Source organism: Luteimonas sp. MC1828 (assembly GCF_016461615.1).
Lineage (GTDB): Bacteria > Pseudomonadota > Gammaproteobacteria > Xanthomonadales > Xanthomonadaceae > Luteimonas.
Genome location: NZ_JAEMNY010000001.1, coordinates 1455914 through 1467734, shown reverse-complemented (window position 1 = coordinate 1467734; position 11821 = coordinate 1455914). Strand labels below are relative to the sequence as shown.

Here is an 11821-nt window from a genome sequence, read left to right as displayed (position 1 = left end):
AGGGGCCGGCGGTCAGCCGACGGAGCCTTCAAGGCTGACTTCCAGGAGCTTCTTGGCTTCCACCGCGAACTCCATCGGCAGCTCCTTGAACACCTGCTTGCAGAAGCCGTCGACGATCAGGCTCACCGCGTCTTCCTCGCTGATGCCGCGGCTGCGGCAATAGAACATCTGGTCATCGCTGATCTTGGACGTGGTGGCCTCGTGCTCGACGGTCGCGCCCGGGTTCTTCACCTCGATGTAGGGGAAGGTGTGCGCGCCGCAGGTCTTGCCGATCAGCAGGCTGTCGCATTGCGTGTGGTTGCGTGCGCCGTCGGCGCCGGCGGCGATCTTGACCAGGCCGCGGTAGGTGTTCTGGCCGTGGCCGGCGCTGATGCCCTTGCTGACAATGGTGCTCTTGGTGCGCTTGCCGACATGGATCATCTTGGTGCCGGTATCGGCCTGCTGGCGGTGGTGGGTGAGTGCCACCGAGTGGAACTCGCCGACCGAGTCGTCGCCCAGCAGCACGCAGCTGGGGTACTTCCAGGTGATCGCCGAGCCGGTCTCGACCTGGGTCCACGTGACCTTGCTGCGCGCGCCGCGGCACTCGGCGCGCTTGGTCACGAAGTTGTAGATGCCGCCGACGCCGTTCTCGTCGCCCGGGTACCAGTTCTGCACCGTGGAGTACTTGATGTCGGCATCGTCCAGCGCCACCAGCTCAACCACCGCGGCGTGCAGCTGGTTCTCGTCGCGCATGGGCGCGGTGCAGCCTTCGAGGTACGAGACCTGGGCGCGCTCCTCGCAGATGATCAGCGTGCGCTCGAACTGGCCGGTGTGGCCGGCGTTGATGCGGAAATAGGTGCTGAGTTCCATCGGGCAGCGCACGCCCTTGGGGATGAACACGAACGAGCCGTCGGAGAACACCGCCGAGTTCAGCGCTGCGAAATAGTTGTCGCCGGTCGGCACCACGGTGCCGAGGTACTGCTTCACGAGCTCCGGGTGGTCCTTGATGGCTTCCGACATGGAGCAGAAGATCACGCCCTTTTCGGCCAGCTCCTTGCGGAACGTGGTGCCCACCGAGACCGAGTCGAACACCGCGTCCACCGCCACGCCGGCCAGCCGGGCGCGCTCGTGCAGCGGCACGCCGAGCTTGTCGTAGGTGTCGAGCAGTTCCTTGGGCACGTCGTCGAGCGAGGCGTACTTCGGGCCCTTGGGCGCGGAGTAGTAGCTGATCGCCTGGAAGTCGATCGGCGCGATGGAGAGCTTGGCCCAGTGCGGCACCGGCATGGTCAGCCAGTGGCGGTAGGCCGCCAGGCGCCATTCGGTCATCCACTCGGGCTCGTCCTTCTTTGCCGAAAGCGCGCGCACGGTGCCCTCGTCCAGCCCGATGGGCAGCGAATCGGACTCGATGTCGGTGATGAAGCCGGCGTCGTAGCGACGGCCGAGCTGTTCGTGGATCTCGCGGTTGGCGAGAACCTCGTCCTGTGGTGCGATCTGGGTGGCCATGGGGGCTGCCTGTGGACTCAGGTCACGGCGAGGCGCGCGGGGATGCGCCTCGACGTGCCGGGTGGGGTGTCGGGGAGGGGCGGGGTGTCGAGCATCTGCGCAAGGCTTACCCCGCGCAGCGCGTCGGCGACCACGTCGTTGATGCGCCGCCAGTTGGCGCGCGCGCCGCACTGGCTGGCGATGCCGCAGCTCGTGTCGTCGAGGCTGCATTCGGTCATCGCCAGCGGACCTTCCATGGCCTCGACGATCGCGATCAGGCTGATGTCGCAGGCCGCGCGCGACAGCCGGTAGCCGCCGTGCGCGCCGCGGAAGGCGTCCACCAGGCCGGCCTGCGCCAGCGGTTTCAGCACCTTGCTGACCGTCGGCGGTTCGAGACCCGCCTGTTCGGCCAGCTCGACGGCGCTCAGCACGCGGCCGGGCCGCGCGGCGAGCACGGTGAGCACCACGGTGGCGTAGTCGGTCAGGCGGGTGACGCGGAGCATGGGCGATCCTCAATCAGGACCGAAATTGTACTCTTTGCCCGCGCGCGGTCCAAGCTGGCACGTTCAGCTGCCATGGCAGAACCGCCGCGCTTGCACCACAATGGGTTTTTTGCCGGCGAAGACCAGATGTCGAAGAAGGAAAAAGCCAGCGCCAAGGTCCGCAAGATCGAGGCGCGCGAGTCCGGGATCCACGGCAAGGGCGTGTTCGCCATCGCCCCGATCGCCAAGGGCGAGCGCGTGGTGCGCTACAAGGGCGCGCTGCGCACCCATGACGAGGTCGACAGCGCATACGGCGACCTCGACGAGGACGGCCACACCTTCCTGTTCACGCTCAACGACGAATACGTCATCGACGGCAACGTCGACGGCAACGTGGCGCGCTGGATCAACCATAGCTGCGCGCCCAACTGCGAAGCCGTGATCGAAGAAGACGACCGGGACCGTCGCCACAAGGACAAGGTGCTCATCCAGGCGATGCGCGACATCAAGCCCGGCGAAGAGCTGACCTACAACTACGGCATCGTCCTGGACGAGCGCCATACCGCGAAGCTCAAGAAGCTCTGGGGCTGCCGCTGCGGCGCGCCCGATTGCACCGGGACCATGCTGCAGCCCAAGCGCTGAGGCAGCTGCCCGCGCCCGGCGCCCGGCGTGGCGTCGATGCGCGAAGCGGCCGGAAGGTTTGCATGACTTGTGCCGGTCGGTGGCGGGCGCCGATCCGCGTACAAAGCGGGTCGGATGTACCCGCTACGGATTCCGCATGACCCGCTGTCGCCTCGCGCTCCTTTCCCTGCTGTCCGTCATCGCCGCGCCGGCGGCCGCGATCGAGGTCGATGGCCGCGTCGATCCTGCCGAATGGGCGGGTGCCCGGCATGTCACCGACTTCCGCAAGGTGCAGCCCCTATCGGGCGAGCCGGCCTCGCTGGCCACGGAGGCCTGGGTGCTGGCGACCCCCGACGGTCTGGCCGTGGCCTTCCGCAACCAGCAGCCCGCTTCGGTTCCACGCACGCGGCAACGCGTCCAGCGCGACTTCGACGAGCAGGTCGACCGGGTCAACCTGATGGTCGATTTCGACGGCGACGGGCGCACCGGCTATGACTTCGTGGTCGCCTCCACCGGCGGCGTCGGCGACTCGGTGATCACCAACCAGAACCAGTTCAACGACGACTGGGACGGCCACTGGCAGCACGCGGTGTCCGAGGACGACGACAGCTGGTCCGTGGAGATGCTGATCCCCTGGTACATCGCGCCGATGCGCAGCGGCGCAGATGGCGTGCGCACGCTCAAGGTCTACCTGGACCGCGTGGTGGGGGCGACCGGCGAGCGCGTGGGCTGGCCGGCCGCGAGCTACCAGCGCGCGCGCTTCCTGTCCGATTTCGCTGCGCTGGAGGTGCCGCTGTACAGCCAGTCGCTGCTCGCCGTCACGCCGTTCGTGTCAGGGCTGTACGACAACGTCGGCGGCCACGGCGACGGCAACGCCGGCGTCGACATCTTCTGGAAGCCGAACGGCCAGTTCCAGCTCACCGCCACCATCAAGCCGGATTTCGGCCAGGTCGAGAGCGACGACCTGGTGGTCAACTTCAGCGCCACCGAGACCTTCATCAGCGACAAGCGCCCGTTCTTCACCGAGAACCAGGGACTGTTCGAATACACCACGCCGTCGGACTACAGCCAGCTGCTGTACACGCGCCGCATCGGCGGCCCGGCGGACGACGGGATGGGGTCCAGCGACATCGACGCCGCGCTCAAGATCAACGGCAGCCTGGGCGCCGCGAAGTACGGCCTGTTCGCCGCGGAGGAATCGGGAGAGGCCGGGCGCAGCTTCGCCGCGCTGCGGCTGGTGCGCGACTTCAGCAACCAGGACGTCGGCATGATGCTGACCCGCGTGCAGCGGCCGTGGCTGGACCGGGAAGCCACCGTGCTGGGCGTCGACCACAACTGGCGTCCCAGCGCGCGCTGGAACGTGCGCAGCCGCGTCTTCGGCAGCCGCATCGGCCAGCCCGCCGGCGACAGCGAGGACCTTGGCGCCACCGTCTGGGCCGACTACGAGATGGAGCACGGCTGGCGCCAGCAGTGGATCGCCATGCACTTCGGCGACGCGCTGGAGATCAACGACATGGGCTACCTGGCGCGCAACAACCTCAACTACGGCCACTGGCAGGTCTCGCGGCGCTTCACCTCGCTGCCCGGGGAATCGCGCTACGCATCCAAGGACTGGCGCTGGCGCGCGAGCTCCACCTTCAACGACCACGGCCAGCGCCTGAGCCACCAGTTCCGCATGAGCCGCGACAGCCAGCTGCGCGATGGCAGCTCCGAATACGCACAGGTGAACGTCAACAGCGCCGGCATGGACGACCGCCTGACCCGCGGCAACGGCGTGCTCCGCCTGCCGCCGAATTTCAGCGCGTACTTCGAGTACGGACGCCCGCGCAAGGGGCGCTGGGCGTACGAGATGGACGCCGAAGTCTTCAGCCACGGCCTGGCGGGCAACGACCGGCTCGGCTATGCACTGAGCGTCGAGCCGTCCTGGTTCGCCAGTGATGCGCTGCGGCTGCACGCCGGTGGCTCGGCCATCCATCGGCCGGACTGGCTGTTGTGGCAGGGCGGCAACCTGGTTGGCGGGTTCGACGGGCGCGAGCTCGCCTTCAACGCAGGCCTGGACTGGTCGATCGGCGCGCGCCAGGAACTGCGGGTGAAGCTGCAGGCGCTGGCCATCGACGCGCGGCTGCGGCAGGCCTGGCGCGTGGAGCAGTCGGGCCGCGCCGTGCCGGTGGATGACCCGGTGGACGACTTCAGTGTGCGAACGCTGGGGTTCCAGGTCCGCTACCGTTACGAGCTGGCGCCGCTGTCGTATCTCTATGTCGTGTATGCGCGCGGCGGCTACCTCGAGGAACCGTTCGCGGAGACGCCGCTGCGGGGCCTGCGCGACAGCTTCGACCTGCGCGACGACGAACAGCTGCTGGTCAAGCTGAGCTACCGCTTCGAACTGTGAGGCCGCTCAGGGCTGGTATTCGCGCAGCTCCGCCGCGGTGATGCGCCATGCGCCGCTGCCGTCGGCCGTGGCGCGCCGGAGGACGTAGGCGCCGACGTAGCGCTGCTCGCTGCCGTCGGCCCGGGTGGTGGTGACCGAGACCGGCACTTCGACCAGTCGCGCGCCGGCTGCGCCGCTCACCACGCCCGGCTCACCCGGCTGCACCACCGTCCGCGTACCGCTGAAACCCGCCGCGAACTGTTCCGGTGTCTGGCCGCTGCTGCGGCCGCCGTCCGACCACATCGCGTAGGCGCGCGCGTGATCGCCTCGCGCGATCGCGGCGTAGTAGTCGCGGACCAAGGCGACGGCGTCGGCGGCTGCCGGTTCGACCGCTGACATCACGGGCGTCACGGTCGTCACTGGCGTCACTGGCGTCACCGTCGGAGCCGTCGCGGTCGTCGCGGTTGTCGCCGACAGGTCGACCACGCCGATCAGGCCGGTCTCGGGGTTGTCCTCGAGTGGCGGCAGGCCGCCATCGCCGGGCATGGCGCCGGGGATCGGCACGACCATGGCGATCCCGTCCGAGGCCGCCGGGCGCAGGCCGCCCAGCGGCACGTTTCCGGGACCGGGTGCGTCGGGCATGCCGGTGACCGAGCCACCGGACTGCGCGGGTGTGGGCAGCGCTGCGAGGTCTTCGTCCGTGGACCCACGGGTGGGCGCAGCGTCGTTGTCATCGCCGCAGGCGGCGAGGGCCAACACGAGGAAGCAGGACAGCAGGCGGAAACCGGTCATGGCGGAGGCGGAGGGGGCGGGCGACGCACGACCATACGCAGCGGCGATGAACGTGCCGTCAGCATGCTTCACGGCGGATCGGTGAGCACGCGGCGGTGTGGCTGCAGCCACGCCAGCAGCATGCCGAGCAGCACCATGGCGACGAGGTCCAGCGCCACCTGGCGCAGCATCAGCGACATCGGCAGCGGCTGTGCGACGAAGGCGAAGATGTGCCAGGGCACGTACGACACCAGCGCGATCGCGAGCCCGAAGCGCGCGCCGCGGCCAAGGTCGACGCCGTCGCTGGCCGGCATGCGCCGGTACAGCCAGGTCATCGACAGGCCGAGCAGCAGGTAGGCGGGCAGGATCCACACCGCCTGCGCATTCGCCTGTTCCTGGGTGCGGTACAGCGGGGCCAGCGCCTGGTAGTCGGCGCGCAGCAGCAGCCCGTGCACGGCGAAGCCGAGGATGAGCCCGGCCGCGGCCACCACGATCCCGCAGATCAAGAAGCGCTTGTCCATGCCGTCACCACGTCCTTCCGCGCGGTGACGCCGCGCGACACGCGAAGCCTAGCGCCGCGCCGGCGCGGCGTCGATCATCGCGCCGCGGCGTCCGCCAGCTTCCGGTCTTCGCCCGCGCGCAGCATGGGCAGCGGGTCGATCGCTCCTTCGCTGTCGTACACGCCGTAATGGAGGTGCGGCGGCGTGCCGAGCGCGTTGCCCGTATCGCCGACACGGCCAAGCACGCTGCCCTCGACCAGAATGTCGCCTTCGGCAAGGCCAGGCGCCCAGTCCTCGAGGTGCGCGTAATAGTGGCGCTGGCGAGCCGGGCCGAGCACCCAGACCTGGCGGCCGCCAAGTCCGCCTTCGCGCACCGATGCCACGATGCCGCGCGTGGCGCTGCTCACCGCAGTGCCGCGTGGCGCGAAGATGTCCACCCCGGCGTGCGTGCGGTCGCTGCCGCGTGGCGCGCCGAAGGTATCCGCGACCCGCGCGGCGCGCACGCCTGCGACCGGCATGGCCAGCACCTCGGGCGCCGGCATGCGCGACAGCTCCCACAGCGTTCGCGGCCTTGCCATGAACGGCTGTTGCCACGACCAGTGCGCCACGGCCGCCAGCGCCGCCAGCACGAACAGCCAGGCGGCGAGGCGACCCAGCGCGCGCATGCTCAGGCGCGTTCGAGTTCGCTTGCCAGGCGCTGGCGCAGTTCGTCGTCGAGCTTCAGCTGCCGCGCGAGTTCATCGAGGTACGCGCGCTCCATGAAGTTCTGCTCGTCGACGGCCATCAGGCTGGCGAGGTACATCTCCGACGCGATCTCCGGCGTGGTGGCCGCGCGCGCGACCTCGGCGGGATCGAGCGGCTTGGCGAGCTCGGCGTGCAGCCACTCTTGCACCTCGGTGCCGGGGTTGAGGCGTGCGAATTCGCCTTCGATCACGCCGCGCTCGCGTTCGTCGATGTGGCCGTCGGCCTTGGCCGCGCCGACCAGCGCACGCAGGATCGCCTCGCTGTGCACGGCCGCCTGCGCTGGCGGCAGGCGGTCGACGGTCTGCGGCGCCGGCTGTCCCGGCCCCTGCTGCGCCTTGTAATCGCCATAGGCCTTGTAGGCCATCACGCCGACGGCGGCGAGTCCGCCGTAGGTGGCGAGCTTGCGCGTGGACTTGTTCTTGCCAAGCAGCAGGCCAAGCGCACCACCGGTGATGGCGCCCTTGCCGAAGTCGGCATTGAGCAGGCTGCTCGCCGACGACTGGCCACCGGTGGCCGGCGAGCCGCTGGATTGGGACTTGAGGAGATGTTCGAGGAAGCCTTGCAGGTTCATTGGTCGTTCCCTGGATCGTGCATGTCGTTGGATGCCGGCACGTCGCCGGCATTGCGCCGAGGATGCGCGACAGGTCGTTGCGAAAATGTTGCCGGCCCGGAAACGACTCGGGACGGCAAATGCCGTCCCGAGCAGGTACCACGATGGCGCGTGCCGGTCAGGCAGCGGCGTCCTTCAGCTTCTTCAGCGGGCGCACCTTGACCTTGATCGAGGCGGGCTTTGCAGCGAACCACTGCTCTTCCTTGGTGAAGGGGTTGATGCCCTTGCGCTTCGGCTTGGCAGCAACCTTGACGGAGGTGATCTTCAGCAGGCCAGGCAGGGTGAATGCACCCGCGCCCTTCTTGCTGACCGACGCGTGCACCGCGCCTTCGAGGGCGCCCATGACTGCGCGCACGTCCTTCGCCGCAACACCGGTCGCCTCGGCGATGTGTGCGACGAGGCCCGACTTGGTCAGGGCTTCCTTGATCGGCTTCGGAGCGGCGGCCGGCTTCGCAGCGGCCTTCTTCGGGGCGGCCTTCGTCACCGCCTTGGTAGCTTTCTTCGCCATGTGTGTGTGATTCCGTTGTTCGTAGATGGGTTGTCGGGCCGACCCCGTCGGCAAACGCAATGTAGGGCATGCCCGGGGCCGCGCCAAGTGGAAAGCACGGGGAATCCGGCTTTTTTTCGCGACCGGCATGCGCCGCGAAGCTCAGTCCTCCTCCTGGCGGGGCTTCCATGCCGTCGCCAGGGTGTGCTGCAGCTGCGCGGGAACCGGCTCGTAATGGCTGAAATCAAGCGAATACCGGCCGCGCCCGGCGGTCGCCGACTTGAGCTCGGGTGCATAGCCCTCGAGCTCGGACTGCGGCAGTTGCGCCTTGACCACGATGTCGCCGCCGCGTGCGCTGTCGGTGCCCAGGATGCGCGCACGCCGGCTTGCGAGGCCTCCGCTCACGTCACCCATGCAGTCCTCCGGCGCCACCACCACCAGGTCGACGATGGGCTCGAGGACCTGCGGCGCGGCCTTCGACACGGCATCGAGGAAGGCCTTCCTGCCGGCGGTGACGAACGCGACCTCCTTGCTGTCCACCGGATGGTGCTTGCCGTCATGCACGATCACGCGCACGTCCTGGATCGGGTAGCCCGCGATGGCGCCGGTACCCAGTGCCTGGCGCACGCCCTTCTCGACCGCGGGCAGGAACTGGCCGGGGATGGTGCCGCCCTTCACCGCGTCCACGAACTCGAAGCCGGTGCCGCGCGGCAGCGGTTCCACGCGCAGGAACACCTCGCCGAACTGGCCCGCGCCACCGGTCTGCTTCTTGTGGCGGTGGTGGCCTTCAGCCGCCGCGGCGATCGTCTCGCGATAGGCGATGCGCGGCGGCCGGCTCGTGACCTCCACGCCGTGGCGCTCACGCAGGCGCTCGAGGTGGACGCGCAAGTGCAGTTCCGACAGGCCGCGCACCACGGTCTCGCCGGTCTCGGCATCGTGCTCGACCTGGAAGCACGGATCCTCCTCCGACAGCTTGTGCAGGGCGGTGGCGAGCTTCTGCTCCTGGCCCTTGCTCGCCGCCTCCACCGCAAGACCGAACATCGGCTTCGGATAGGCCATCGGCGCCAGGTGCAGGGTGTCCTCGTCGTGGCTGTCGTGCAGCACGGCATCGAAATGCAGCGCGTCGATCTTGGCCACCGCGGCGATGTCGCCCGGCACCGCCTGCTCGATCTCCATGTGGTCCTTGCCGAAGATGCGGAACAGATGCGCGACCTTGAACGGCTTGCGGCCGTCGTCGACGAACAGCTGGCCGTCGCGGCGCACCGTGCCCTGGTGGACGCGGAAAATGCCGAGCTTGCCGACGAAGGGATCGTTGATGATCTTGAAGACATCGGCGATCACGTGCGCGTCCGGATCGGGCGTCGAGGTCACCGGTGTGGATGCCTCGCCGATGCCGCGCTGGAACGGCGGTGGATTGGCTTCGCCGGGGTGCGGGAACAGCGTGGCGATGACATCGAGCAGTTCGGCGATGCCCACGCCGGTGCGCGCGGACACGAAGCACACCGGCACCAGGTGCCCCTCGCGCAGGCTCTGTTCGAACGCGGCGTGCAGCTCGGCGCCACTCAGGCCGGCTTCGCCGCGGTCGAGGTAATGGTCCATCACCGACTCATCGACCTCGACCACCTGGTCGAGGATGCGCCGGTGCCAGTCGGCCACGGGGCCGACATCGCTGTCGCCACCGTCGCCGGCGAAGCAGTCGACGACGCGGCGGCCGCCATCGGCAGGCAGGTTCACCGGCAGCACCTCCGGTCCGAAGGCGTCGCGCAGCTCGTCCAGCAGCCGAGCGCAGTCGGCCGCTTCGTGGTCGATGCGGTTGACCACGATCGCGCGGCACAGGCCGCGTTCGCCGGCGTGCGCCATGATCCGGTGCGTGCCGTGGCCGATGCCCGCATCGGCATCCACCACCACCGCCACGGTCTCGACCGCCGACAGCGCCGACAGCGTCGCGCCGCGGAAGTCGGGATAGCCGGGGGTGTCCAGCAGGTTGACGTGCACGGGCGCGGCGCCGTCCACGGCGTGGTCGAGGCTGGCGATCGCGGCGTCTATCGAGTGCGCGCGCTGGCGCTCCAGCGGGTCGGTGTCGGACACGGTGCTGCCGCGTTCGATCGTGCCTGCCGCCTGGATCGCGCCGCCGGCATGCAGCAGGGCTTCGAAGAGCGTGGTCTTGCCGGCGCCAGGGTGGCCCGCCAGGGCCACGTTGCGGATCTGCGGGGTGCTGTAGGACATGAGTCCGTTCTCCCAGGGTCGGGTTGAAGGGACGTCATGGCTGTCCGTCGCGTATCGCGACCGGGCCTGCATGCGGCGGGCGGTCATGGCGGACTGGAACAGTAGCGCGGCCTGCGCCGGGCCGTCGCGTTGCGACGCAGCATGGGCGCGGCCACGCAGGCGTAACAGCCACGGCGCTAGCCTGCTGGGCCGCGTGCACACCGATGCATGCACACACTGGAGCAGGCGATATGGGTATTTCGCGCAAGGCGACCGCACACTGGTCGGGCGACCTCAAGAGCGGCCGCGGCACCATCAGCACGCCGGCGAGTGGTCTCATGGATGGCACCCGCTACGGCTTCAACAGCCGCTTCGGCGACGAGAAGGGCACCAACCCCGAGGAGCTGATCGCCGCCGCGCATGCCGGCTGCTTCACCATGGCGCTGGCCAATGCGCTGGCCGAAGCCGGGCATGTCGCGGAGTCCGTCGACAGCCGCGCCGAGGTCGACCTGTCGATGGAAGGCGGGCCCACGCTGAGCGCGATCCGCTTGTTCACCAAGGCCAAGGTGCCGGGCATCGAAGCGGCGAAGTTCCGTGCGATCGCCGATGACGCCAAGCAGAACTGCCCGGTATCGAAGGCGCTGAGTGCCGTGCCGATCACGCTGGAAGCCGAACTGCTGGATTGATGCCGGGGGCCGTCGGCATCCAGGCTGTCGGCCGGCTAAACCCCGCGCGCGTGGCCGCTTGCGGGGGCTCCGGGTTCAGCAAGCCGTCAACGGCCACGCACTAGCGTTGCACCCATGCGCCAATCCTGGCGTGGGAGCCTGCCATGCGTCGTTCCGCCGCCACTGTCCTCGCCGTCGCCCTGGCCGTCGCCTCCGGCGCCGCATCCGCGCAGTCGCTCGGCTACAACCCTGGATATCCGCAGGCCGACCGCTACGGCCAGGAGCAGGACGCCTATTACGACGAGGCCCGCGTGCTGCGTGTCGACCCGGTGTTCGACAACGCCCGCGGCTACCCCACCTCGGAACAGCAGCGTTGCTACAGCCGCGACGACTACTACGCCGGCGATTACGCCGGTGATGGCTACGGCTATGGCGACCGTTACGGCAATGATCCCTACGCGCGCGATGGTTACGACGGCCGCAACAACGGCGGCTATCAGGGCGGCAGCGAGAACGGGCGGATGGTCGCGACCGTGGTCGGCGGGCTGGTCGGCGCGGTGCTGGGCAGCAAGGTCGGCGGCGGCTCCGGCCGCTACGCCACCTCGGCGATCGGCACGATGGTCGGCGGCATGGCCGGTCGCGAGATCTACGAGGCCACGCAACGCAACCGCGGCGCGCGCCATGGCCGGGTGACGGTGTGCGACCCGGTGCCGGACCGCTCCTACCAGGTTTCGGACAACAACTACGGCGGCGTGAACGCGTACGACGTCACGTACGAGTACGGCGGGCGCCAGTACACCACGCGCACCGCCTACCACCCCGGCGACACCATCCGCGTGCGCGTGGACGTGCGTCCGGAATAGGGCGCCATCCGGCGGTCGGCAGCGCGCCGACCGCCCGGGCGTTG

At 69.2% G+C, this 11821-nt stretch carries 12 protein-coding genes; 4 read left to right on the top strand and 8 right to left on the bottom strand.

Features of this window, described 5'->3' with window-relative positions; translation table 11 throughout:
* Positions 1-12: 12 nt before the first annotated feature.
* Both sufB and JHB91_RS06690 read right to left on the bottom strand, forming a co-directional pair.
* Positions 13-1482: a Fe-S cluster assembly protein SufB gene (gene sufB, locus JHB91_RS06695; protein WP_199375103.1), complete on the bottom strand. Its 1470-nt coding sequence runs from the start codon at positions 1480-1482 to the stop codon at positions 13-15.
* A gap of 17 nt (positions 1483-1499) precedes the next feature.
* A complete protein-coding gene (locus tag JHB91_RS06690; protein WP_199472186.1) occupies positions 1500-1964 on the bottom strand; it encodes an SUF system Fe-S cluster assembly regulator in 465 nt (154 codons plus the stop codon).
* Positions 1965-2090: 126 nt separating this feature from the next.
* On the opposite strand from JHB91_RS06690, the gene JHB91_RS06685 reads away from it, so the two are divergent.
* Positions 2091-2585 (top strand): SET domain-containing protein-lysine N-methyltransferase, encoded by a 495-nt coding sequence (locus tag JHB91_RS06685; protein WP_199472185.1) that lies wholly within the window; start codon positions 2091-2093, stop codon positions 2583-2585.
* Positions 2586-2721: 136 nt separating this feature from the next.
* Positions 2722-4953, top strand: a complete 2232-nt coding sequence (locus tag JHB91_RS06680) for a DUF5916 domain-containing protein (RefSeq protein WP_199472184.1) — start codon at positions 2722-2724, stop codon at positions 4951-4953.
* 6 nt (positions 4954-4959) lie between these two features.
* On the opposite strand, the gene JHB91_RS06675 is transcribed toward JHB91_RS06680, so the two are convergent.
* The 6 genes from JHB91_RS06675 to fusA form a co-directional block, all read right to left on the bottom strand.
* Entirely contained in the window at positions 4960-5796 is an 837-nt protein-coding gene (locus tag JHB91_RS06675) for a hypothetical protein (RefSeq protein ID WP_199472183.1), read from the bottom strand.
* Positions 5793-6224 carry a hypothetical protein gene (locus JHB91_RS06670; protein WP_199375107.1) on the bottom strand — a complete coding sequence of 144 codons (432 nt, stop codon included), beginning with the start codon at positions 6222-6224 and terminating at the stop codon, positions 5793-5795. The genes JHB91_RS06675 and JHB91_RS06670 overlap by 4 nt, the downstream gene beginning before the upstream one ends.
* Positions 6225-6298: 74 nt before the next feature.
* On the bottom strand, positions 6299-6868 hold the full coding sequence (locus JHB91_RS06665) for a M23 family metallopeptidase (protein WP_199472182.1): 570 nt from the start codon (positions 6866-6868) through the stop codon (positions 6299-6301).
* Between the two features lie 2 nt (positions 6869-6870).
* Positions 6871-7518 (bottom strand): tellurite resistance TerB family protein, encoded by a 648-nt coding sequence (locus JHB91_RS06660; RefSeq protein WP_199472181.1) that lies wholly within the window; start codon positions 7516-7518, stop codon positions 6871-6873.
* A gap of 157 nt (positions 7519-7675) precedes the next feature.
* Complete coding sequence (locus tag JHB91_RS06655) at positions 7676-8065, bottom strand: HU family DNA-binding protein (protein ID WP_182823828.1); 390 nt, start codon at positions 8063-8065, stop codon at positions 7676-7678.
* A gap of 141 nt (positions 8066-8206) precedes the next feature.
* Positions 8207-10270, bottom strand: coding sequence for an elongation factor G (gene fusA, locus JHB91_RS06650; RefSeq protein ID WP_199472180.1), 2064 nt, complete (start codon positions 10268-10270; stop codon positions 8207-8209).
* Between the two features lie 230 nt (positions 10271-10500).
* Between fusA and JHB91_RS06645 the strand changes: the two genes are divergently transcribed.
* Entirely contained in the window at positions 10501-10935 is a 435-nt protein-coding gene (locus JHB91_RS06645; RefSeq protein ID WP_199472179.1) for an OsmC family protein, read from the top strand.
* A 143-nt stretch (positions 10936-11078) separates the two neighbouring features.
* Positions 11079-11777, top strand: a complete 699-nt coding sequence (locus JHB91_RS06640; protein ID WP_199472178.1) for a glycine zipper 2TM domain-containing protein — start codon at positions 11079-11081, stop codon at positions 11775-11777.
* The last annotated feature ends 44 nt before the right edge of the window (positions 11778-11821 follow it).

Excerpts from the sequence above, each read along its gene's own strand:
- sufB (WP_199375103.1), bottom strand. The coding sequence starts at position 1,482 with ATGGCCACCCAGATCGCACCACAGGACGAGGTTCTCGCCAACCGCGAG.
- JHB91_RS06690 (WP_199472186.1), bottom strand. The coding sequence starts at position 1,964 with ATGCTCCGCGTCACCCGCCTGACCGACTACGCCACCGTGGTGCTCACC.
- JHB91_RS06685 (WP_199472185.1), top strand. The coding sequence starts at position 2,091 with ATGTCGAAGAAGGAAAAAGCCAGCGCCAAGGTCCGCAAGATCGAGGCG.
- JHB91_RS06680 (WP_199472184.1), top strand. The coding sequence starts at position 2,722 with ATGACCCGCTGTCGCCTCGCGCTCCTTTCCCTGCTGTCCGTCATCGCC.
- JHB91_RS06670 (WP_199375107.1), bottom strand. The coding sequence starts at position 6,224 with ATGGACAAGCGCTTCTTGATCTGCGGGATCGTGGTGGCCGCGGCCGGG.
- JHB91_RS06665 (WP_199472182.1), bottom strand. The coding sequence starts at position 6,868 with ATGCGCGCGCTGGGTCGCCTCGCCGCCTGGCTGTTCGTGCTGGCGGCG.
- JHB91_RS06660 (WP_199472181.1), bottom strand. The coding sequence starts at position 7,518 with ATGAACCTGCAAGGCTTCCTCGAACATCTCCTCAAGTCCCAATCCAGC.
- JHB91_RS06655 (WP_182823828.1), bottom strand. The coding sequence starts at position 8,065 with ATGGCGAAGAAAGCTACCAAGGCGGTGACGAAGGCCGCCCCGAAGAAG.
- fusA (WP_199472180.1), bottom strand. The coding sequence starts at position 10,270 with ATGTCCTACAGCACCCCGCAGATCCGCAACGTGGCCCTGGCGGGCCAC.
- JHB91_RS06645 (WP_199472179.1), top strand. The coding sequence starts at position 10,501 with ATGGGTATTTCGCGCAAGGCGACCGCACACTGGTCGGGCGACCTCAAG.
- JHB91_RS06640 (WP_199472178.1), top strand. The coding sequence starts at position 11,079 with ATGCGTCGTTCCGCCGCCACTGTCCTCGCCGTCGCCCTGGCCGTCGCC.